General features: G+C 43.6%; 20 protein-coding genes. 14 read left to right on the top strand and 6 right to left on the bottom strand.

The genetic code is table 11. The features are described from left to right. Nucleotides 1-61 precede the first annotated feature (61 nt). On the bottom strand, nucleotides 62-2,284 hold the full coding sequence (locus B3J29_RS10555) for a primosomal protein N' (protein WP_262735974.1): 2,223 nt from the start codon (nucleotides 2,282-2,284) through the stop codon (nucleotides 62-64). 149 nt (nucleotides 2,285-2,433) lie between these two features. Here B3J29_RS10555 and gspF point away from each other — a divergent pair, with 149 nt between their 5' ends. The 3 genes from gspF (at nucleotide 2,434) to B3J29_RS10540 (ending at nucleotide 4,827) form a co-directional block, all read left to right on the top strand. Further along, nucleotides 2,434-3,639: a type II secretion system inner membrane protein GspF gene (gene gspF, locus B3J29_RS10550; protein WP_034705070.1), complete on the top strand. Its 1,206-nt coding sequence runs from the start codon at nucleotides 2,434-2,436 to the stop codon at nucleotides 3,637-3,639. 70 nt (nucleotides 3,640-3,709) lie between these two features. After that, nucleotides 3,710-4,207, top strand: a complete 498-nt coding sequence (gene gspG / locus B3J29_RS10545) for a type II secretion system major pseudopilin GspG (protein WP_375725678.1) — start codon at nucleotides 3,710-3,712, stop codon at nucleotides 4,205-4,207. Nucleotides 4,208-4,491: 284 nt separating this feature from the next. Then, nucleotides 4,492-4,827 (top strand): hypothetical protein, encoded by a 336-nt coding sequence (locus B3J29_RS10540; RefSeq protein ID WP_262735975.1) that lies wholly within the window; start codon nucleotides 4,492-4,494, stop codon nucleotides 4,825-4,827. 81 nt (nucleotides 4,828-4,908) lie between these two features. On the opposite strand, the gene lnt is transcribed toward B3J29_RS10540, so the two are convergent. Together lnt and B3J29_RS10530 are read right to left on the bottom strand one after the other, a co-directional pair. After that, nucleotides 4,909-6,468 (bottom strand): apolipoprotein N-acyltransferase, encoded by a 1,560-nt coding sequence (gene lnt, locus B3J29_RS10535; protein WP_125278820.1) that lies wholly within the window; start codon nucleotides 6,466-6,468, stop codon nucleotides 4,909-4,911. Next, the gene (locus B3J29_RS10530; RefSeq protein WP_004781742.1) at nucleotides 6,465-7,304 is read right to left on the bottom strand and encodes an HlyC/CorC family transporter; all 840 of its coding nucleotides are present in this window, start codon (nucleotides 7,302-7,304) and stop codon (nucleotides 6,465-6,467) included. The genes lnt and B3J29_RS10530 overlap by 4 nt, the downstream gene beginning before the upstream one ends. A gap of 201 nt (nucleotides 7,305-7,505) precedes the next feature. On the opposite strand from B3J29_RS10530, the gene tusA reads away from it, so the two are divergent. From tusA to B3J29_RS10510, 4 genes are all read left to right on the top strand, one after another. Next, nucleotides 7,506-7,766: a sulfurtransferase TusA gene (tusA, locus tag B3J29_RS10525; protein WP_262735976.1), complete on the top strand. Its 261-nt coding sequence runs from the start codon at nucleotides 7,506-7,508 to the stop codon at nucleotides 7,764-7,766. 246 nt (nucleotides 7,767-8,012) lie between these two features. Further along, nucleotides 8,013-10,802 (top strand): type VI secretion system Vgr family protein, encoded by a 2,790-nt coding sequence (locus B3J29_RS10520; protein WP_262477707.1) that lies wholly within the window; start codon nucleotides 8,013-8,015, stop codon nucleotides 10,800-10,802. Further along, the gene (locus B3J29_RS10515; RefSeq protein WP_286965389.1) at nucleotides 10,799-11,917 is read left to right on the top strand and encodes a hypothetical protein; all 1,119 of its coding nucleotides are present in this window, start codon (nucleotides 10,799-10,801) and stop codon (nucleotides 11,915-11,917) included. The genes B3J29_RS10520 and B3J29_RS10515 overlap by 4 nt, the downstream gene beginning before the upstream one ends. Nucleotides 11,918-11,935: 18 nt before the next feature. Further along, on the top strand, nucleotides 11,936-12,364 hold the full coding sequence (locus B3J29_RS10510) for a hypothetical protein (RefSeq protein ID WP_262477708.1): 429 nt from the start codon (nucleotides 11,936-11,938) through the stop codon (nucleotides 12,362-12,364). Between the two features lie 111 nt (nucleotides 12,365-12,475). Here B3J29_RS10510 and B3J29_RS10505 read toward each other — a convergent pair whose 3' ends face one another. After that, complete coding sequence (locus B3J29_RS10505) at nucleotides 12,476-14,188, bottom strand: electron transfer flavoprotein-ubiquinone oxidoreductase (RefSeq protein ID WP_004781753.1); 1,713 nt, start codon at nucleotides 14,186-14,188, stop codon at nucleotides 12,476-12,478. 187 nt (nucleotides 14,189-14,375) lie between these two features. On the opposite strand from B3J29_RS10505, the gene B3J29_RS10500 reads away from it, so the two are divergent. From B3J29_RS10500 to B3J29_RS10480, 5 genes are all read left to right on the top strand, one after another. Then, nucleotides 14,376-14,987 (top strand): DUF1285 domain-containing protein, encoded by a 612-nt coding sequence (locus B3J29_RS10500; RefSeq protein ID WP_004781755.1) that lies wholly within the window; start codon nucleotides 14,376-14,378, stop codon nucleotides 14,985-14,987. 49 nt (nucleotides 14,988-15,036) lie between these two features. Beyond that, nucleotides 15,037-15,915 carry a glutamate racemase gene (gene murI / locus B3J29_RS10495; protein WP_286965384.1) on the top strand — a complete coding sequence of 293 codons (879 nt, stop codon included), beginning with the start codon at nucleotides 15,037-15,039 and terminating at the stop codon, nucleotides 15,913-15,915. A 115-nt stretch (nucleotides 15,916-16,030) separates the two neighbouring features. Continuing rightward, a complete protein-coding gene (locus B3J29_RS10490) occupies nucleotides 16,031-17,059 on the top strand; it encodes a DUF4062 domain-containing protein (RefSeq protein WP_004781759.1) in 1,029 nt (342 codons plus the stop codon). A gap of 65 nt (nucleotides 17,060-17,124) precedes the next feature. After that, nucleotides 17,125-18,138 (top strand): ferrochelatase, encoded by a 1,014-nt coding sequence (gene hemH, locus B3J29_RS10485; RefSeq protein ID WP_004781761.1) that lies wholly within the window; start codon nucleotides 17,125-17,127, stop codon nucleotides 18,136-18,138. A gap of 21 nt (nucleotides 18,139-18,159) precedes the next feature. Next, a complete protein-coding gene (locus B3J29_RS10480; protein ID WP_004781763.1) occupies nucleotides 18,160-18,804 on the top strand; it encodes an MBL fold metallo-hydrolase in 645 nt (214 codons plus the stop codon). A gap of 32 nt (nucleotides 18,805-18,836) precedes the next feature. Here B3J29_RS10480 and B3J29_RS10475 read toward each other — a convergent pair whose 3' ends face one another. Beyond that, on the bottom strand, nucleotides 18,837-19,019 hold the full coding sequence (locus B3J29_RS10475; protein ID WP_004781764.1) for a hypothetical protein: 183 nt from the start codon (nucleotides 19,017-19,019) through the stop codon (nucleotides 18,837-18,839). Nucleotides 19,020-19,173: 154 nt separating this feature from the next. Continuing rightward, complete coding sequence (locus B3J29_RS10470; protein ID WP_166138045.1) at nucleotides 19,174-19,350, bottom strand: DNA gyrase inhibitor YacG; 177 nt, start codon at nucleotides 19,348-19,350, stop codon at nucleotides 19,174-19,176. Between the two features lie 84 nt (nucleotides 19,351-19,434). Between B3J29_RS10470 and B3J29_RS10465 the strand changes: the two genes are divergently transcribed. Both B3J29_RS10465 and B3J29_RS10460 read left to right on the top strand, forming a co-directional pair. Beyond that, nucleotides 19,435-20,079 carry an SAM-dependent methyltransferase gene (locus B3J29_RS10465; protein ID WP_171248445.1) on the top strand — a complete coding sequence of 215 codons (645 nt, stop codon included), beginning with the start codon at nucleotides 19,435-19,437 and terminating at the stop codon, nucleotides 20,077-20,079. Nucleotides 20,080-20,082: 3 nt separating this feature from the next. Continuing rightward, nucleotides 20,083-21,285, top strand: coding sequence for a TIGR03862 family flavoprotein (locus B3J29_RS10460; protein WP_262477709.1), 1,203 nt, complete (start codon nucleotides 20,083-20,085; stop codon nucleotides 21,283-21,285). Nucleotides 21,286-21,309 lie beyond the last annotated feature (24 nt).

Here is a 21,309-nt window from a genome sequence, read left to right as displayed (position 1 = left end):
ATTTTATTTTCATCCAGTCTTAAAGTTGAGCCTTTATCAAATGAAGATGGGCTCAATATTTTTAGCTGAGTTCTTGTGGATCAATGTCCAGTGTCAGCTTCATATTGGATGGCTTATCCTGTAACAGGTTTTGCCACCAGCTACGGACATAATAATGCAAACGGGCGCGGTCTGCGGACAATAGCACCATATGGGATTGATAGCGTCCGGCCTTGCGTTCCATCGGAGCAGGAATGGGACCCCAGATGTCCAGCACCAGATCGGGATATTGCCTGAGCAGAGCAGCATGTTTCTGTAAGAATTCGGTATTTTGTGCCTGATCTTTGGATTCACAGCGAATCAGCACGGTATAACGAAAAGGAGGCATCTGGGCGATTTGCCGTTCGGTCAAAGTCTGCTTGGCAAAGGCGCGGTAATTTTCAGTGACTAAGGTATTCAGTAGCGCATGATCAGGTCTTAGGGTCTGTAAATATACATCCCCTTTATGTTCCCCACGTCCTGCACGACCTGCGACCTGTACGATCAATTGTGCTGTACGTTCTGTAGCCCGGAAATCAACACTGAGCAGACCGGAATCAATATCTAAAATCGCAACCAGCGTAACATAGGGAAAATGATGGCCTTTGGCCAGCATCTGCGTGCCGAGCAGAATCGCGGGCTCACTTTTCTGAATCTTGTCATAGATCTTTTGCCAACTACCGACCCGGCTGGTTGAGTCGCGATCGACCCGGATCACTTCAAAATCTGGAAAAAGCTCATTCAGATGTTCTTCAACTTTTCCAGTCCCCATGCCTAAAGTGGCCAACTCCTGATGCTGGCATTGCGGACACTGTTCAGGCATACGATGAATGGTGCCGCAATGATGACAATGCAGATGTTGATAAGGTTGCCGGTGCACAGTGAAATTGGCATCACAGTTCGGACACTGCGCCTGCCAGCCACAACTGCCACAAATCAGTACGGGCGCATAACCACGACGATTCAGGAAAATGAGTACCTGTTCTTTTTTAGCCAGGCGCTTTTTGATTTCTTCAATCAGATGCAGGCTGATGCCATGCTGCTTTGGCGCTACTTTTAAATCCAGAATATGGATTTTCGGCATTAGCGCTGTACCCGCGCGTTGATTCAGTTCCAGTACCTGCATTTTGCCTTGCTGCACCAGTGCATAACTGTCAATGCTGGGTGTTGCCGAACCCAAGAGTACTGGACATTGCTGTAAATGTCCCCGGTACAATGCCACATCACGGGCATGATAGCGAAAGCCTTCCTGCTGTTTAAAAGACAGGTCATGCTCTTCATCCAGAATGATCAGGCCTAGATTCGGCATCGGTGTATAAATCGCAGAACGGGTGCCAAGTACAATGGACGCTTTACCGGTTTCAGCGGCTTGCCAGGCTTGTAAGCGTTTACTGTCATTCAGGCCAGAGTGAAGCAGGGCGATATGACAATGGAAGCGGGATTGAAAGCGGCTAATGGTTTGTGGCGTCAGTCCGATTTCAGGCACCAGTACCAGCACCTGCTTGCCCTGTTTGAGTACCTGTTCCATGATCTGAAGATAGACTTCAGTTTTGCCACTGCCAGTCAGGCCATCGAGTAAAAAGGCCTGATATTGCTTGCGGTATTTCAGCACTTGCTGAATCGCATGCTTTTGTTCCGCATTGGCCGTTAATGGCATCTGAGCCAGTTGTACAGGTTGCGGGCTAAAATCCTGTGCTTCCAGTACACATTCGCAAATCCCTTTTTTTTCGAGTGCTTTTAAAGTCGCTGTTTCTATTCCGGCCAGATTTAAGAGATTCTCAGTTGTTCCCACCGGATGCAGTTTTAGAATCCGATAGGCTTCCTGTTGCCTCTCGGAACGGCGAACCTTGGCTTCAGCCTCATGATCCAGCAATTTCCAGTTTCGGGCCAGTAGGTTATAAGGTTTGCCCTGACGCAATAAGGTCGGCAAGGCAGTCTGGATCACTTCCCCGATAGGAAACTGGTAATACTGTGCTGACCAAGTCAATACACTTAAAACCTGGGAATTGATAATGGCACGGTCATCTAAAAGCTCGGTAATGGCTTTCAGTTTGAAACTGGGATCAATCGGAGCATCTAGCGGTAATTTTTCAGTAATCACGCCGACCAGATTTTGCCGGCCAAAAGAAACCGCGACTCGGGCACCCACTTCTGCCTGCTGATATTGTTCCTGACTCAAGCTATAGTCAAAACAGTCAAACAGATGCACCGGCACTGCAACACGAACACGATAAACAGGGGCAGTAACGGGAACAGAATTTGGCATAGTAACAGAGTGGGTCCTGATGAAATTTCGTCGTGCTCAAAGTTCAGTTATGTTAGAGTGAGCAGATAATTTATATTGAAGAATATGAATGATTTTGATGGTCTGACGCAACAGCGTTAAGCAAAATTTTGGAAAATTAGAGCATTACAATGCCTGCATATCAGTTTACTGCGCTTGACGCTTCAGGGAAGCAGCAAAAAGGCGTGCTTGAGGGTGATTCAGCACGACAAATCCGGCAACAGCTTCGGGATCAGGCGCTGATTCCGGTGTCCGTAGATCCGGTTGAGAAAAAAGACCAGCACTACCGTCGCAAATGGTTTGAAAAAAGCATTACTGCTTATGATTTGGCTCTTATGACCCGACAACTCTCGGTACTGGTCGCTGCCGCAATTCCGCTGGAAGAAGCTATTCGCGCCGTCGGCAAGCAGAGCGAAAAAGTTCATGTGCAAAATCTGCTGATGTCAGTACGTTCTAAAGTGCTGGAAGGACATAGCTTGGCTCAGGCGCTACAACAGTCTGGACGTTTTCCAGAGCTGTATATTGCCACCATTGCGGCTGGTGAACGTTCTGGTCACTTGGACCTGATCTTGGATCAGTTAGCTGACTATACCGAAAACCGTTTTGCTATGCAGAAAAAGATTCAAGGGGCGATGATCTATCCGATTATTTTGCTCTTGATGTCTTTTGCAATTGTGATGGGTCTGATGACCTATGTAGTACCGGATATCGTCAAGACCTTTGATCAAAGCAAAGATGCCTTGCCTTGGATTACAGTAACTTTAATGAAGGCCAGCGATTTTATCCGGATCGCCTGGCCATTTTTGCTGATAGGCAGTGCGGTAGGCATTTTTCTGCTAGTACGTTTTTTAAGAACAACGGCTGGGCATTATGCTTTTGATCGCCTGACTCTGAAACTACCTTTATTCGGAAAATTATCACGTGGCATTAATGCTGCCCGTTTTGCCAGTACTCTATCGATTCTGACCCAGTCCGGTGTGCCATTGGTGGATGCCTTACGTATCGGGGCAGCGGTAAGTAATAACTGGGTGATTCGGGATTCGGTTAATCTGGCTGCTGAGAAAGTGACTGAAGGCGGGAACCTGGCTACCCAGCTGGAACGTAGTGGTTATTTCCCCCCGATGATGGTACAAATGATCAAAAGTGGTGAAGCCTCGGGGGAGCTGGATCGTATGCTGGAACGGGCATCGACCATGCAGGATCGGGAAGTAACCACACTGATTTCGACATTACTCGCGCTTCTGGAGCCGCTGATGCTGGTACTCATGGCCAGTATTGTGCTAGTAATTGTGATCGCGGTGATGCTGCCAATCGTGAATATGAATAATATGATTTAAATAACATGTGTAACGTCTACGAAGAATTGAAAGTGCCTGAAACTTTCTAAAGATGAATGAGAGATATTGAATGAAAAGGAATCCAAATCAAGCCAAAGACCCTTCAACTATAGCGGTTGAACCTACCGTACGTGTGTGCCAGTTACGTGCCCATCGTGCCTCAGGTTTTACCCTGATTGAAGTAATGGTGGTAATTGTTATTCTCGGTGTGCTTGCAGCGCTGATTGTTCCAAATGTAATGGGACGCGGTGAAAAGGCTAAAGTGGATACCACAGTCATCAAATTGCAGAGTATTGCGGGTTCACTGGATCAATATAAGCTGGACAATGGCAAATATCCAAGCATGCAGGAGGGTGGCCTGGATGCACTGGTAAATCAGCCGGCAACAGCGAAGAACTGGCTGCCAGGTGGCTATGTGAAAGGGGGTTATCCGAAAGACAGCTGGGATAATGACCTGCAATATGTGATTCCAGGAACCAATGGTCGTGCTTTTGATTTGTACTCTTTTGGTGCCGATGGACAGGCAGGTGGGGAAGGAACTGATGCTGATATTTATTACCAACCTTAACTGATAATTATTATAAATTAGTAGGTTATTGAATATATCACTTCACTTGATTGGTTGTTTCAATATTAGGTGAAGTGATAATAACTCTCAATCATAAAATATAATATAAGCAATTGAATTTGATAATATTATTATAATATTGGTGATTTGATAGTTATAATAAGAATTATTCCCATATTTATCTATTACAATTATCGTAAAATGTGAATAAATATAGACTTTCTATTTACAAAAAATAGCTCATAATATTCTTAATGGCCCTTTTTTAGCCAAAGGAGAATGGTATGAAAGCATTAATATTGTCGGATGAAATAAACCAGTTTCATTGGTCGATGCTGAAATCTGTTCTTTTGGTTTTAAGCATTCTTCCAGCCAGTCAGGGAATTTTGCATTTATGGCAGACTACTGAAGGCAGCAGCCAGATTATGGTAGGTTTCTTTGCCATTAGCATGATGAGTACCTTATTCGTACTATGCTTCTGGTCAGCATTAAAAGCGTCTGTCGTACAGTTTGAACAGGAACAGGCTTCTGCATTTGAAAACGGAATTGTACAGGTCTATCGCTATATTCCGATGCTTTCACTGGCGAGCATATTATCTTATCTGGTGATCCAGTTTTAATAACATATAGATAAAAAAACCGAGGCATGAACCTCGGTTTTTTATAGCTCCTCCTTTTTAAAAGAGGGACTTTTGAGAGAATTATCTTCTCGACTTAAAGCTGATATCCACCTTACGTGGGCGGAAGCGCCAACCCAGTAATAATAACAATACGGAGAAAATCAATACTGGCCAGTCGCTGAGTTTCATGTAAAGCGTTTCACCCTGCATGGCGGGTAACTCACCGCGGAGTATAGCTTCTTTATCCATAGGTGCACGTTTCACAATATGGCCATTGTGGTCGATGAACGCAGTTACCCCAGTATTGGTAGCACGAATAAACCAGCGACCATTTTCCTTGGCCCGCATTTGTACCATCTGTAAATGTTGCTGTGGACCGGCAGTGCCAGTAAACCAGGCATCATTAGATACGGTCACCAGAAAATCGCTTTGGCTGGCATTACGACGAGTCAGGTTTGGATAAGCCACTTCATAGCAAATCGCTGCACCTAAAGGATGGTTTTTCACATTTAATGGTTTCTGGATATCCGCACCACGCGAGAAACCACTCACCGAAGGGTCGTTTTGCAGAGCTGGAAGTACCCAACTGAGTGCGCCAGAGAGTGGAATATATTCTCCAAAAGGCACCAGACGCTGCTTCTTATAAAGACCACTCGACTCATCACCAGTGGCCATGATGCTATTGTAATATTTTGGCGTGCCTGCTTCCTGTGACTCAGCCAGATCCCAGAACGGAATACCTGTGACCCAAGCTGTTCCAGATTTTTCTGCCTGAACTTTCATGGCATCCAAAAAAGGTTCGATATCAGTCTGGAACATCGGAATCGAAGATTCTGGCCAGACAATCAGGTCACGTCCCCATTCTGTCTTGCTCAGATTTGCATAGATCAGTAAGGTTTTTACCTGATATTCAGTTAACCATTTCAGGTCCTGAGGGATATTGCCCTGAATCAGAGAAACGGTGAGCGGCTTTTCATTTTTTTCTTGCACAAAAGTCAGTTGTGCAGCACCCCAAGCACCCAATAACAGGAGTGCAGAAGGAACGATCCAGAAGACCCGTTTACTTAAGATTTCAACCAGTGCACAGGCCAGAACAATCACTACAAAGGACACCCCAAATACACCGAATAAAGGCGCGTAGGCATCCAGATAGAGCTCAGTAAAAGCATAACCTGCAAAGAGCCATGGGAAACCAGTAAATACCCAGGTTTTAGCCCATTCAAAGATCACCCAAAGTGGTGCGAAAGTAAGGGGTGTTTCCGGGAAAAAACGACGATAAATGAAAGTCTGAAGGGCAGTAAACAGTCCCATGACGATCGCCATGATCAGGATCATGATTACGCTCAGGAAAGCACTGGTATCGCCATACACATGAATAGAGGTATAGAGCCAGAATGCACCCACAAACCATAATCCAATCCCATAAGCCCAACCAATACCAAAGGCCTGTTTCGCACTACGACCACGGACGCAAGCATACAGTAAAGCAGGAGACAGAATCGCCAGCCACCAGTAATGATAAGGTGCCAGTGCCAGACTAAAAATGGCTCCCGCAAATATGGCAATCAATACGGGATAAATCAGCGCTAACTGCTTTTGCTGCTGGGCTGGATTTAATAGTTTATCGAAATATGCTCTCATTGGCGCACAGCTCGAATTAAACGAATAGAACGTGAATCTGCCTCAAGAATGGTAAATTGCCAGTTTTCCAGTTCAATCGTCTGACCTTCCAGATCATTTACCAGACCGATTTCCTGCAATAACAAACCGCCCATGGTTTCCACTTCATCATCGGAGAAATTGGCATCCAGCATATTGTTAAAATGCTCGATTGGCGTCAGCGCTTGTACTACCCAGGTATTGGCTGTCTTAGGGTCTTGATCCGGAACAATATATTGTGCTTCTTCATCGGCAATATCATGTTCGTCTTCAATTTCACCCACAATTTCTTCGAGAATATCTTCTAGGGTCACCAGGCCTGAAGTTGTACCGTACTCATCAATCACTACCGCAATATGAGTCTGGGTATTTTTCAGCATACGCAGAACCTGATCCGAACGTGCACTTTCCGGCACAAACAATGGCTGACGCATCAAGGCACGAATATCGACTTTGGAAGAAGGCTCGGTCAGGAAAGGAAGCAGATCTTTGGCCAGCAAAATACCAACCACATTATCCGGTTGATCGGATGAGAATACAGGGAACCGCGAATGTGCAGATTCAACTAAAACATGCAGAATTTCGAGAAGTTGGTCATCTTCCTGCAAGCTAATCATGGACGTTCTTGGCGTCATGACTTCACGAATTTTGGTGGCCGGTAGATCCAATACACCTTCCAGCATTGCAACAGTATCGGGTTCTAAAAATCGACGTGAATCTTGTACTAATTTTAGCAGTTCGTCGCGAGTTTCGGGTGCAGTTCCCAGCCATTTACGTAAGCCGCGCATACCCCACGACGGGCCTGATTCCTCGTGCATGATCTTTCCTAAAGACTCTTAATATCTAAAAAAACGTGATTTTATCATACCGCAGAAAATACGCTTGTCTATTGTAATTATGCTGCGCAGTCTTGATCCCGCGGGTCAGTATAGTTTTGTGAATTGGCTCAAAGCGTGAGCTGCAATGCGATAGCCGCTTTATGCTAAAATAAGGCTGATCTTGAATTCCTGAGTCTGTCGATGTCTGAAGCCGAAATTATGCCAAGCCTGCAATTGAATACCCGTGGATTACGCTGCCCTGAGCCAGTCATGATGTTGCATCAAGCCATCCGTAAGTCTAAAGCTGGTGATGTAGTTGAAGTTTTTGCTACGGATAATTCGACCTCTTGGGATATTCCAAAATTCTGTATGCATCTCGGCCATGAACTGCTGCTTCAAGAAGAACGTCTGGATGAAAATGGCAATAAAGAGTTCCATTATCTGGTGAAAAAAGGCGGTTAAAAGATTTTTTGGGTAGATGAGTGATTCATTTGCCCATATTTTTGAAAGATTAAAATTAAAAAGAAAGCTATTTTTTTTGAATACTTGATCGGCTTGAAATTCCTGACTTTCAGAAAATAAAAAATTTGATATTCAAGCCTCTTCCAGAATTACAGTGATGAATCGGAACCATGGCCAGACCAATGAACCTAGGCTGGATATAAATAATTCACTATAATGCCGTAAAAATATTTATAACAATTAAAAATGATAAAAAATCATATCGCTCAAGTATTAGAGCAATTGGGTTTTAGTGCACAGAAGCGTGCTTTGCTTGTTCAGTTTTCCTATCAAAAACTTAATTCCGAAGTTTTTCTGCAACGTATTGATGGCCAACATGTCCTGAATCAGGGACTAAAGATTGAGCTGATTTGTGTGTCGACTAATGCCTTGATTCCCCTTAAAGAATTTATTGGAACTCAAGTAGCGATAGATCAGGTTACGGATCAAAGACAGTTATTTCGCAGTTCCGGAATTATTACTGCAGCAACTCAGGGACAGAGTGATGGCGCATTAACGCTTTATAAACTCACTCTAGAAGATGCAACGTCGCTATGGCATAAACGCCGTAATAGTCGTGTGTTCATGGACAAAAGTGTCCGAGAGATTACTGAAATCTTATTCAAAGAATGGCAGCGTAAGAGTCCATTGTTTGCGGCTGCACTCAAGCTGGATTTATCCGGTTTGCAGCAAACTTATGATGTGCGTCCTTTTACTATGCAGTTGAATGAAAGCGACTATGATTTTTTGACCCGTTTATGGCGTAGTGAAGGGATTAACTGGCTGATTGATGAGTCTGAGCTTATAGTTGTACATTCATCTGCACAGATTGCAGTGCAAAAGCTTAGATTAGTTGATGATAATAGCCACTACCAAGCTTTAAGCCGCAGGGCGATCCGTTTCCATCGTTCCAGTGCTACTGAACAAGAAGATAGCATTACCAGTATTATCGCAGAACGACAGTTGCAGCCGACCGCTGTACATATCCAGCGCTGGCATGCCGATCGCTTGAATCAGGAAGAAGGCGTAGGTTCAGTACAAAGCAAGCACCAGCAGAGTCAGGTTCAGGATATTGCCAGCTTGGTATTGGAACAGGCCTGGAACATCAGTCCGGCATGGGTCACTGATCTCAGGCATGCAGATCAGGCAACCCCAGCCTCAGATGCAAAAATCGAAAAAATAAACCAAAATTTGCAGCATTTCTATGCTGCACAGGCCAAACAATTTTTAGCAACATCCACAGTACGTGATGCCCAAGTGGGTTACTGGTTTCGGCTGGATCAGCATCCTGAAATTGACCAGCATCCAGCAGTAGATAAAGAATTTTTAATCATCTCCAAGAAATTTTATAACCAAAATAATTTGCCTAAAGACTTAAATGAGCAGGTTCATACTTTAATTCAGCAAAGCTGCTGGCAGATGACAGAATTCAAGGACGCAGGTGAGCGTCAGGTCAACCAGCTAGTCTTGCAACGTCGCCATATTCACTTGGTTCCTGAATATCAGCCTTTATTGCAACGACCACAGGCCTATCCGCAACGCGCCAAGGTAGTCGGGCCAGAAGATGAAGAAATTTATGTAGATGAATGGGGGCGGATCAAAATCCGTTTTCTGTTCACTCGTCCAGATGACCATGCTCACGATGGTGGCGCAGGCAGCAATGACAGTGATACAGATTCAGCCTGGGTAGATGTTCTGACCCCGTGGGCAGGAATAGGTTATGGGGTCCGTTTCTTGCCACGCATTGGTGAAATTGTGGCCGTCTACTTTTTCGACGGCAATATTGATCGGCCTTTTGTGGTAGGTCGGATTCATGAAAGCCAACATTCTCCAACGAAGTTTGATCAAAAAGGACAACTACCAGACACCAAAAAACTCAGTGGTATTCGCTCGCAAGAAGTACAGGGGCAAGGCTTTAACCAGCTACGTTTTGATGATACGACTGGCCAGATCAGTATACAGTTATATAGTAATCAAGCTGCCAGTCAGCTCAATCTGGGTAACTTGAGTCATCCGAAAGAACAGGCGGAAAGTGAAGGACGGGGTGAAGGTTTTGAACTTAGAACTGATCAATCGGGTGCAGTCCGTGCAGGTGAAGGGTTATTGATTTCGGCTCATAAACAGCAAGCTGCAGATGGTTCACATATGGATGCTGAACCAGCGAAAAGCCAGCTTGAATCAGGCTTGCAGATGAGCCAAGCACTGAGTGATGTTGCTAAAAACCAGCAAACTGATCCGCTTGAAATCTTTGAGACCCTAAAAAGCTTTATTGAGCAAATTGAACAGCAAGATCAAGACAAAGCAGCTGCCTTTAAACAGGCAATCATGATTCTGACAGCACCAAAATCCATTGCGCTGAGTACTCAGCAGGATATTCATTTGTCTGCGGAAGGTCAAATTAGCCACCAGGCAGCGGACAGTATTAACCTAAGTTCGCAGAAAAAGATTATTGGTCATGCCTCTTCTAAAGTGAGTCTGTTTGCAGCCCAACAAGGCTTAAGAGCTTATGCCGCAAAAGGCAAAGTTGAACTACAGGCGCAAAATGATGGGATGGATATTATTGCGCGTAAAGGTATCAAAGTTGTTTCTACTGAAGATCAGATCGAAATTACAGCAGCGAAGGAAATTGTTTTAACTGCGGGCGGTTCTCAAATTGAAATCAGTAGTGCCGGAATTTTGCCGACGACAGGTGGTCAGTTTGAGATGAAGGCAGGACAACATCAATTTTTATCAGGGGAAAAGGTAATAAATGATATTCCCTATCTCCCTGCCTCACATAATAGTTCCTATGTTTTAGAGTTCGATGTGCGACATAAAATAAACAATAAATTATTAGAAAGCTCTCCAATTTTTAGTCTTATCGATTCTAAGGAGAATGTACGAACAGGAGAGATTCCCAAAGATGGAATTATTAGAGTTACTTCAGAAAATAAGGAAGAAAAATATACGGTTATGGTGCATAAATATGATGCAGAGATATCGGAGTTAGAAGAATGACTTATACGGCTCGTTTAAAAGTATTCTGTGATAATAAAGACCTTTTATCAAAATTAAGCTATACCTTACTAAATACGACAACTCAAAAAAGTTATGGAGGAAAAATTGATCCGAATGGTTGTACCAAAATCTATAATTGCAATAAATTAGATTTAATCTTTATAGAGTTAATTTTAAATAATTCAAAAATCGCCAGAGTGCGTGTTCCCGCACTAGAAAATGGCGAATTTAATAAATCGATATATAAATTAAAATCAACTACAGGTACAACAAAACAAGCAGAATCAAATAAAGTACCTGTTAAAGTTAAAAATGAATTAGAAATAGCACTTGAAGCTTTACATGGTACAGCACTTTACTTTAGTAATAACTTTTTAGATCATGATAGCTCCTTAAGAATTGCTTATATGAAAGCAATTAAAAAAATGAGTCATGATTACTTAAAGGATGTCGAAAATGGAAGAATGACTGTAAAAGACGCTTCGAAAGAGGCTCATACATTAAGAAATGATATTTTAGAACAGACTAGGAAAAAGAATTCTCCAATCGCGTTAGCAGTATCACAAAAAGAAAAAATAGCGGCTAAAAGTTTAGATCAATTCTTAGAATATTATGCATTGAAATTAAAAGATCCTGATAAATGGAAAAAACTGAAAGATCAGTCAAGACAAACCTTGGATAATTATGTAAAAGCATCAATAGGTACAAGAAATTCATATTTTCAGGCGCTTTCAACAGCAGATAAAAATAAAGTTTTTTATAGTGTAGTTAAAGGATCAGGGTCATCCCATGGAACCTTTGATAAAGCAGCAAAGTATATGAAACCACTAGGCAGAGTAATTGTAGTTATTTCAATTTCCTATGCTTGGTATGAGATTTATTCAGCTGAGAATAAAGAAAAGGAATTTTATAAAGAAGTCGCAACCATAGGCTCAGGAGTGGCAGCTGGCGCTGTGAGCGGCTCTATTGCAGGAGGAATTTGTGGCCCCGGGTCTCCCATATGTTCAACAGTAGGTGTAATAATTGGCAGTCTAGCGGGAGGGTATGGAGCATATAAATTAGTTGAAGCTTATGATGAAGAGTTGGAAGCTTTTACAGAATGGACTTTATTTTAATTCCAGTAGGTAGCCTGTATGTTTAAGTTTTTTAAAAGGTTAGTAAGAAAAGAAGCTAATAAAAATTTAGATGCGAATAATTATAAAACTAAAATTAAAAATTTTAGCCTAGAGCATGATCAGATTGTGGGTGTAAATATAGATGATGTAATAATAAAAATATTTTATATAGACATAGTAAGGATATCTATTATGGTTTATGAGGAAGATTTACTCCCTCAACCAATCTGGACTGTGCAAACAATAAAAGACATTATTGATATACCGAATGAATTAAATAATACAGATAAATTATTTTTTGAGGTTCTTAATAAAAAAATAGAAGGTTACAACTCAGTTCAAACCCAAGCAGAAATATTAAAAGCTATGAATGGTACCCATAACAGCCTATTTCATATTTGGCAGCGCCATGATGCAGATAAAATATTTAAATCTATTAAATACTAATTTTTTCTTGCACAAAAAAATTTAATGATGTTTATTTCATAATCTTATAAATATAAAAAAAGCCTCTAAAGTAATTAATTATTTTAGAGGCTTATGCAAGCTAACTAAGTATTACATATTCGGGTAGTTCGGACCACCGCCACCTTCCGGTGTTACCCAGGTGATATTCTGAGATGGATCTTTGATGTCACAGGTCTTGCAGTGTACACAGTTCGCTGCATTGATCTGGAAACGTTTTGAACCATCATCATTCTCCATGATTTCGTAAACACCCGCCGGGCAGTAGCGCTGTGCAGGCTCATCCCATTTTGGCAAGTTGACATCTACTGGAATCGAAGCATCGGTCAGTTTTAAATGCGCAGGCTGGTTTTCTTCATGCACCGTATTCGATACAAACACAGAAGACAGACGGTCAAAGGTCAGCTTGCCATCCGGTTTTGGATAGTTCGGCTTGAAGTTCACTGCATCAACCGTTTTCAGAGTTTTAAAGTCTGGCACCAGATCATGCAGGGTGAATGGCACTTTAAACACGTTCTGGTCGATGAAGTTGAATGCACCACCCATCCATTGACCGAACTTGTGCATTGCCGGGCCAAAGTTACGTGCGCTATATAACTCTTCTTTCAGCCAGCTGTTGTTGAACTTGTCTGGATAAGCAGTCAACTCTTTTACAAAGAAGTCTTCACCTTCAGTCACACGTGCAATCGCCAGGTCACCACCTTTTTCCACACCGGCAGCAATCGCTTCAAATACCGCTTCACCGCAGAGCATGCCGGATTTCATGGCAGTATGTGAGCCTTTGATCTTGGCAAAGTTCAGGAAGCCCGCATCATCACCAATGAGTGAACCACCCGGGAAGGTGAATTTCGGCAGAGAGTTAAAGCCACCTTTAGTTACCGCACGCGCACCATAAGAAATACGCTTACCGCCTTCCAAGTACTGTTTAATCAGAGGATGGGTTTTCCAGCGCTGCATTTCCATGAATGGATACATGTGTGGATTTTCATAAGAAAGATCCACAATCATGCCTAACGTCACCTGGTTATTTTCAGCATGGTATAACCACCAGCCACCTGAAGAACCAGTTTCAGATAAAGGCCAGCCAGCACCGTGCATTACCAGGCCTGGTTTATGCTTGGCAGGATCAATTTCCCAGAGTTCTTTAATGCCGATACCGTAGTGCTGTGGATCAGCATCTTTGTCCAGATTGAATTTCTGGATTAGACGTTTGCCTAAGTGACCGCGACAGCCTTCAGCAAAAATGGTGTATTTGGCATGCAACTCATAACCTGGCGCAAAGTTATGTGTTGGTTCGCCATCTTTACCAATCCCCATGTCACCGGTTTGGATACCTTTCACCGTACCATCTTCATGATACAGAATTTCTGAAGCAGCAAAGCCCGGGAAGATCGATACTTCCAGCTCTTCAGCTTTCTGGCCTAACCAGCGCACCACGTTGCCCAGAGAGATGACATAGTTGCCATCATTGTGCATGGTTTTCGGCACCATCCAGTGCGGGGCTTCTTGTGATTTTTCATCTGAAAGAAGGAAGAAAGTTTTATCTTCTGTGACTGGCACATTTAAAGGCGCACCTTCTTCTTTCCAGTTCGGGAACAGCTCGTTCATGGCACGTGGTTCAAGCACAGCACCTGAAAGAATATGTGCACCGACTTCGGAGCCTTTTTCTACGACACAAACGGACAGATCATTTAAATTGTTTTCAATTGCAAGTTGACGGATCTTGATTGCAGCAGACAGGCCGGCAGGACCCGCACCTACGATCACAACGTCAAACTCCATCGATTCACGTTCGATGTGTTCCATGTAGGACTCCTCATATTTCTATTCGGTGGCAACCATAATCGGATGATTGGGTGCTGCCATGAGTGTTCTGAATTCCTAGACACAAAAATAGTAGTGTCTTTAAGCATCTGGGCTAGTATAGTTTTAAACCCAGGTTAAGCCAATTGGCTGAAACATATTATTTTTCCGTCATCAAGGTCTTCTTTATATGAATAAGTCAGCACCCGAGAAAAATCCGACGAAAAAAGTAGCTTCTAGCGATGATAAAAATTTAATGGATATCGCACAATACTTAAAAGATGCACAGGGCAGTCACAAAAGGTCAATCCCGCCTTTGGATCAATGGCAGCCAAAGCATTGTGGGGCAATGGATCTCAAGGTTTTGGCCAATGGAGAATGGTGGCACGAAGGTCAATTGATTAAGCGTCAGCCGATGATAGACCTGTTTTCAACGGTACTCTGGAAAGAAGAAGGAAAATTCTATCTAAAAACGCCGGTTGAAATGATTGAAATCGAGGTCGAAGATGAACCTTTGTTTGTGAATCAGGTGGATCAGGTCGAGATTGAAGGCAAGACTTACCTGCAATTAACCACCACAACTCAGGACATCATTATTGTCGATAGCGAACATCCTATCTTTATGCGTCAGTATCAGGATGAATTGCGTCCTTATGTGCATGTCCGTTTTGGAATCAATGCGCTGATTCAGCGGGCTGCTTTTTTACATCTGGTGGAGATGGGCGAGCTCGGTGAAAATGCTGCTGGAGAGACGGTTTTAAGCTTGAAAAGTGGTGATTTAGACTTGCATTTAAGCACCTGAGGTTTAAGCTTTGTCGCAAGGTCATTTGAAACAAGCAACTAGCAACGTTATGAGCGCTATCCAACCGATTTATCCCTTAGTAGATCCCATGCCTAAAGCCAGTGCTGATGCACCTATCGGGATCTTTGATTCTGGTGTAGGAGGATTATCGGTTGCTTTGGAAATTGCCCGGTATTTGCCCAATGAGCGCTTTGTTTATTATGCCGACACGGCTTACGTACCTTACGGACCGCGTAAAGATCAGGAAATCCGTGACCTGACTGCGCGAGCGATTGAATGGCTGTATCGTGAAGGCTGTAAAGTTGCAGTCGTCGCCTGTAATACCGCTTCTGCTTTTAGCCTGGATTATTTACGTGAGCATTACGGTGAAAACTTTCCGATCATTGGTCTGGTGCCAGCGCTAAAACCTGCAGTCCTCAATACCCAATCCAAAACGGTGGCCGTTCTGGCCACACCTGCAACCTTTCGTGGCCAGCTGATTAAGGATGTCATGACCCGTTTTGCCGAGCCGGCAAAGGTCAAAGTGATTCTGGTGACCTGTCTGGATCTGGTGCCTTTTGTAGAAGCCGGCCAACAGATGAGTCCTGAGTGTCTAGCGACATTAACTCAGATTTTACAACCGGTTGTTGATCAGGGTGCTGATTATTTAGTGCTAGGATGTACACATTACCCCTTCCTAAAATCGTCAATTCAGTATATTTTTGGTCAAAAGCTGACATTAATTGACTCAGGATTCGCGGTTGCGAGACAAACGGCCCGAATTTTGATTAAAAATGGGTTATTATTTGAACATGAGTGCAAGGACAGTCTGAAAATCCGACTTGTGGTTAGTGGTCAAAATGCTGAACAGCTCCAGCCGATTTTAGGGCATCTGATTCCAGCCGATATTAAATGGCAGGTCAGCAATATGGAGACAGAAGTCAGCTAGGCGACCATCACTCATCTTATAATTTTCAAAGATATATTTTTATACTGGGGTCGTCATATTGTGTCAGGGCAGGGTGTAGCCGGCCAGATCAATGCGCAGTAAAAGAGGATAATCAATGCTCGATAAACGTTATCAGGTGTTTATCTCCACCTCTGGTGCAGAAATGCAGCCAGAGCGGATCATCTTGTCACAAACTTTGGTCGGCATGGGTTTCTTTTCCTGGGGGCTGGAACAACGCACTCCTTTAAATACTGCATTTGCGCGTCGCCAGATTGATGACTGTGATTATGTGGTGATTCTGCTGGGTAGCCAGTATGGTGAGCAGTCGGTTTCCGGTGTGGGTTATATGCACCTGGAATATATTTATGCTGTGACCAAGCAGAAACCGATTATTGTATTTATGCATGAAGATCCGGCTTCACGTGATCCTTCATTGCACGATACGAAACCTGAATTACAAGAAAAATTTAAAGAATTTCGTCAGTTATTGCAGCAGGAAGCTGATCAGGTCTTTTGCTATCGCACCTTGCGTGATCTGGAAATGGCGGTACGTTTGAACATGCCGCAAATGCTGGAACGCTATCCGGTAAGTGGCTGGGTACGTCCGCAGAATACTCAAGCCTTGCATGACGAGATTGACCAGCTCAAAGCCAAAGTGGCCCAACTGGAACGCGATGGGGGGACACGTGAAGTGGATCCTTTCCTGAGCCTGCCGAAAGTGTCTATGCATGAAGTTTTCTCTTTCGAATACCGTATGCATGCTTATCAGGATGGTAACTTTAAAGAGCTGAAAGTTGAGAAAAGACTGACCTGGGCACAATTGCTGGCTATTCTTGGTTCTACATTCATTAATCCAACGCCGGAGGAATTTTTCTCCAAGCGTATGAATGAGTATTTGAATGAAACCGGTCTGGCAGATGCACGAGCGGAAATGCCGCGCGCGCATGCTGTAGCCCGTGCCCAGATTAATATCCGTGCCCTGCATAGCCTGAAATTGCAAATGCGCCAGAATGACTGGATTATACCGTCGGGCCGTGATGACCGCCAACGTCTGCTTTGGCAGATTACGCCTAAGGCACAGAAGCTGCTAGACAGTAACTTGCTGGATAAAGATCGTACTTTTCAATATAAGTCAGTGTATTAATCCATATAGAGAATAAGTAAAAAGCTGTTAAAGTAAGCAGGTTGATACTACTACGGGCGTACTGCATGTTTTCTACAGCTAAACCGAAAGTTACGATTATATTGGCAAATTTAGGCACACCTGATGCACCGACTGTGCCGGCAGTACGCGATTTCCTGAAGCAGTTTTTATCTGATCAGCGTGTCATTGAAATTCCCAAGCCAATCTGGCAACTCATCCTGCGTTTATTTATTTTACCGTTCCGTCCTAAGCGGGTTTCCCGTGCCTATGCACAGGTCTGGGGCCAGGATTCACCGATGCGTGAGATTCTGCTGCAGCAGGTAAGTCAAGTAAAGGCTAAGCTCATTGAACAATATCCGCAATTTGAACTGAATGTGGTACCTGCCATGACCTATGGCAATCCCAATATTCAGGCTGTCCTCGATCAGATTTCGGCTCAACCGCAAGATCACATTATTCTGTTTCCGTTATTTCCCCAGTATTCAGCGACTTCTACCGCACCTCTGTATGATGCGGTCGCAAAATGGGTGCTGAAACAGCGCAATCTACCTGGTCTGTCGATTATCCGCGATTATTATCAGCATCCTTTATTTATCCAGTCACTGGCACAAAGTGTTCGGGACTATCAGGCGATTCATGGGCAGCCAGAAAAACTGTTGATGTCATTTCATGGTATCCCGCAGCCCTATGCCGATAAAGGTGATCCTTATGCGGATCGTTGCCGGATCACAGGCAAACTGGTTGCAGAAGCTTTAGGTCTATCTGAAGATCAATATGCAATTAGTTTCCAGTCCCGGTTTGGTAAACAGGAGTGGGTTAAGCCTTATACGGATGCCTTAATTGAAGAGTGGGGCAAACAGGGCGTGAAATCAATTCAGGTGATGAGTCCGGCTTTTTCGGCTGACTGTCTGGAAACACTGGAAGAGCTGGCCATGGAAAATGGGGAGACCTTCAAGGCTAATGGCGGGGAAAGCTACAGTTATATTCCGGCCTTGAACAACCGTGAAGATCATGTGCAATTGCTCAATACGCTGTTACAGGCTAATCTTGAAGCATTAAATCAGACGCTTGCCCATTAATCTTTTGAGGTTTCTTATCCTATGTTACAAGTCAAAATTGTTCCTGTGACTGCATTTCAGCAAAACTGCTCGATTCTTTGGGATAGTGACAGTAAAGAGGCTGTTTTGATTGATGCAGGGGGCGAACCTGAGAAATTAAAAGCGGAAATAGAAGCACTGGGCTTAACAGTCAAGGCTTTATGGCTGACTCATGGTCATCTCGATCATGCTGGAGCAGTTGGTGCTTTAAAAAAAGTTTGGGATGTGCCGGTGATTGGTCCGCATAAGGACGATGCATTCTGGCTGGATATGATTCAGGAAGTGTCTGCCCGTTATGGCTTTCCGATTCCGGAAAAAGTAGAAGTCACGCAATGGCTGGAAGGTGGAGAAGTTCTCAAGCTGGGTGATGAAGAGTTTGAAGTACGTTTTGCCCCAGGCCATACTCCAGGTCATGTAATGTTCTATAACAAGAATCATGCTTTGTTATGGACAGGGGATGTACTGTTTAAAGGTTCAATTGGGCGGACAGATTTCCCGCGTGGCGATCACCAGCAGTTACTCGATTCAATCCAGCGCGAATGTTTTAGCCTGCCGGATGAAACCCAATTTATTTCAGGACATGGTCCGATCAGCAATATTGGTTTTGAAAAGCAGCATAACCCTTTCGTTGCAGGAAAAGCGGGTTAAAGTAGATAAAAAGATCAGCCTAGCTGGTCTTTTTATTTGCTAAAAGGATTATTTAAAGACTGACGGGTTTGTGCGTAGATCAGCCAAGTCATAATGGCAAGGAGAATTCCAACAACAATAAATAAGCCATCCTGTTGGAAAATGCCTATTCCTAATGACAATATCGCAAGTATTCCTACCCCAATTAAAATGATCTTTAGAATAATGTAGCCCATGTTCTTGCTCTAAAATAATGTGGTATTTCTGCGTAAGAACATAGTATTAAACTGGCATATGTGCTGTTAACTTGTGTTGGTTTTCTACAAGCCTTTTATAAAAATCATGTAATTATTTAGGATGTGCTTAATGATATGGGATATTTTAAAAAGTTCAGTCTTCTTCAGAAGATTCAGCCGCTGGAGCATCTTGGGTTGGCAGTTTGTATTCTTCGCTGGCCCAAGCGCCAAGATCAATCATTTTGCATCGTTCCGAGCAGAAAGGACGAAATTCATTATTTTCCCAAGTGGTCAGTTTGCCACAGCGTGGACATTTTAAAGTGGTCGACATCAGCGCACTCCCTAGAAAAATAAAGCTTCGATTAGGCAAATATAACTGCACTTGTTAGACTTATACAGTTTTTATTAGTTTGATCTGATTATGTCGATTCGTCAATTTCAAGCACAGCGTATGCATGCGCCTCGTGATTTCCAAAGTATCAGTTCTGAACCGGTTTGTGTGGAAATCGGTGCGGGCAAAGGTAAACATGCTTTGCTCTTCACTCAGACCAATCCGAACAGCAAGCTGATTGCGATCGAGCGAACTCGAGAAAAATTTTTAGCCATGCAAAAACAGCATGCACTGGAAGGACAACCGAATTTACAGACGGTTCATGCTGATGCCTTGCCTTGGATTGTGCATGCACTCTATCCAGCGCAAGTCGAACAGTTCTTTATTTTATATCCGAACCCTGAGCCGCATAACCCGGCACAGCGCTGGCTGAATATGCCATTTTTTGAGTTTTTATTATCGCGTTTAAAAACTGGTGGCACGATCACTTTAGCGAGTAATATTCCTGAATATATTGAGGAGGCAGAGCAGCAGGTTCAAAATCTGTGGAAACTGCCTTTCGTTAAAGAAGTCATTGGCCAAGACTCGGCAAGAACTCATTTTGAAATTAAATATCTAGAACGTGGTGAGTTGTGCCAGCAATTGATTATTAGTAAACCGGAAGGCTATACAACGCGTTTTGATGAGTTTCAGCCGCTACAAGGGCAGAATGCGAGTCCAGCGGAATAAGCCATGACGAAGCGCATTGCAATTGTGGGTGCTGGCCCGGCAGGCTTGATGGCTGCAGAAGTTCTGAGTCAGTCTGATTATGAGGTGCATGTTTTTGAACAAAAGCCTTCGGCTGCACGCAAATTTCTGATGGCTGGGAAAACTGGTCTAAATATTTCCCATGCCGAACTAGTCGAACAGTTTGTGCAACGTTATGATCAAGTGGACTGGTTAGCGCCTTGGATCAAACGTTGGGATGCCGTATGGATTCAAAACTGGATGAGAGATCTTGGTATTGAACCTTATATTGGTTCTTCAGGTCGAGTTTTTCCTACAGAAATGAAGGCCGCTCCACTATTGCGTGCCTGGCTAAAACGTCTGACCGAGCATGACATCCAGTTTCATTATCGCCATCAAATTCTAGATCTGGAGAATCATCAGCTACAGATCCATGATTTAAAAACTGATCGCACATTCACAGAAAACTTTGATGCGATTGTTTTGGCTTGTGGTGCAGTGTCATGGTCAAAACTCGGCAGTGATGGCAAATGGCAAGCATGGCTTGATTGCAGCGAGATTGAACCTTTCCAAGCCAGTAATGCGGGTGTGGAATATCCATGGTCCAAGTTTATGCAGCTAATCTTCGGTCAGCCACTGAAACGGGTCGAAGCTTGGGTTGATGGCGGTGACAAGACTATGGGTGATATTGTGATCAGTCACTATGGTCTGGAAAGTGGTCTGATCTATAAACAAGGCCGGGGGCTGCGTCAACAGCTGAAACAGGGTCAGCCGATGCAGCTGAATCTGGATCTTTTTCCGGATCAAACCGTAGAACAATTAGCTAAAAAATTACAGCCAAGTAAAAAGCAGTCTTTGAATAATATCTGGCGGAAAGCAGGTCTGGATGGTGCAAAAGCTGCTCTGGTGCGTGAACTGGTACCAAAATCGCTTTGGCAAAATGCTACTGAATTAGCACAGCAGATTAAGCAATTAAAAATTCCTTTAACCGGTTTCCGTCCTATACAGGAAGCGATTAGCTGTGCAGGTGGTGTTAAACGCGAGGTTCTGTCAGAGCAACTTCAGCTTAAATCCAATCCCCATGTGTTCTTATGTGGTGAGATGCTGGACTGGGATGCGCCTACAGGGGGTTACTTGCTGACAGCCTGTTTTGCCACTGGACGAGCAGCCGCAGAAGGGGTGCAGCAATATTTAGTTCAAGCTCAATAATCCGCATTCTTCAGAAAGTGAAAA

The organism is Acinetobacter sp. UBA5984 (assembly GCF_002429925.1).
Taxonomy (GTDB): domain Bacteria; phylum Pseudomonadota; class Gammaproteobacteria; order Pseudomonadales; family Moraxellaceae; genus Acinetobacter; species Acinetobacter variabilis.
Note: the sequence above shows the minus strand (reverse complement) of the source record. Positions and strands in the feature narration are given on the sequence as shown.

Excerpts from the sequence above, each read along its gene's own strand:
- B3J29_RS10470 (WP_166138045.1), bottom strand. The coding sequence starts at position 19,350 with ATGTCGACCACTTTAAAATGTCCACGCTGTGGCAAACTGACCACTTGG.
- B3J29_RS10515 (WP_286965389.1), top strand. The coding sequence starts at position 10,799 with ATGACTTATACGGCTCGTTTAAAAGTATTCTGTGATAATAAAGACCTT.
- hemH (WP_004781761.1), top strand. The coding sequence starts at position 17,125 with ATGTTTTCTACAGCTAAACCGAAAGTTACGATTATATTGGCAAATTTA.
- gspF (WP_034705070.1), top strand. The coding sequence starts at position 2,434 with ATGCCTGCATATCAGTTTACTGCGCTTGACGCTTCAGGGAAGCAGCAA.
- B3J29_RS10555 (WP_262735974.1), bottom strand. The coding sequence starts at position 2,284 with ATGCCAAATTCTGTTCCCGTTACTGCCCCTGTTTATCGTGTTCGTGTT.
- B3J29_RS10540 (WP_262735975.1), top strand. The coding sequence starts at position 4,492 with ATGAAAGCATTAATATTGTCGGATGAAATAAACCAGTTTCATTGGTCG.
- B3J29_RS10505 (WP_004781753.1), bottom strand. The coding sequence starts at position 14,188 with ATGGAACACATCGAACGTGAATCGATGGAGTTTGACGTTGTGATCGTA.
- B3J29_RS10490 (WP_004781759.1), top strand. The coding sequence starts at position 16,031 with ATGCTCGATAAACGTTATCAGGTGTTTATCTCCACCTCTGGTGCAGAA.
- B3J29_RS10480 (WP_004781763.1), top strand. The coding sequence starts at position 18,160 with ATGTTACAAGTCAAAATTGTTCCTGTGACTGCATTTCAGCAAAACTGC.
- B3J29_RS10520 (WP_262477707.1), top strand. The coding sequence starts at position 8,013 with ATGATAAAAAATCATATCGCTCAAGTATTAGAGCAATTGGGTTTTAGT.
- murI (WP_286965384.1), top strand. The coding sequence starts at position 15,037 with ATGAGCGCTATCCAACCGATTTATCCCTTAGTAGATCCCATGCCTAAA.
- tusA (WP_262735976.1), top strand. The coding sequence starts at position 7,506 with ATGTCTGAAGCCGAAATTATGCCAAGCCTGCAATTGAATACCCGTGGA.
- gspG (WP_375725678.1), top strand. The coding sequence starts at position 3,710 with ATGAAAAGGAATCCAAATCAAGCCAAAGACCCTTCAACTATAGCGGTT.
- B3J29_RS10530 (WP_004781742.1), bottom strand. The coding sequence starts at position 7,304 with ATGCACGAGGAATCAGGCCCGTCGTGGGGTATGCGCGGCTTACGTAAA.
- B3J29_RS10475 (WP_004781764.1), bottom strand. The coding sequence starts at position 19,019 with ATGGGCTACATTATTCTAAAGATCATTTTAATTGGGGTAGGAATACTT.
- B3J29_RS10500 (WP_004781755.1), top strand. The coding sequence starts at position 14,376 with ATGAATAAGTCAGCACCCGAGAAAAATCCGACGAAAAAAGTAGCTTCT.
- B3J29_RS10460 (WP_262477709.1), top strand. The coding sequence starts at position 20,083 with ATGACGAAGCGCATTGCAATTGTGGGTGCTGGCCCGGCAGGCTTGATG.
- B3J29_RS10510 (WP_262477708.1), top strand. The coding sequence starts at position 11,936 with ATGTTTAAGTTTTTTAAAAGGTTAGTAAGAAAAGAAGCTAATAAAAAT.
- lnt (WP_125278820.1), bottom strand. The coding sequence starts at position 6,468 with ATGAGAGCATATTTCGATAAACTATTAAATCCAGCCCAGCAGCAAAAG.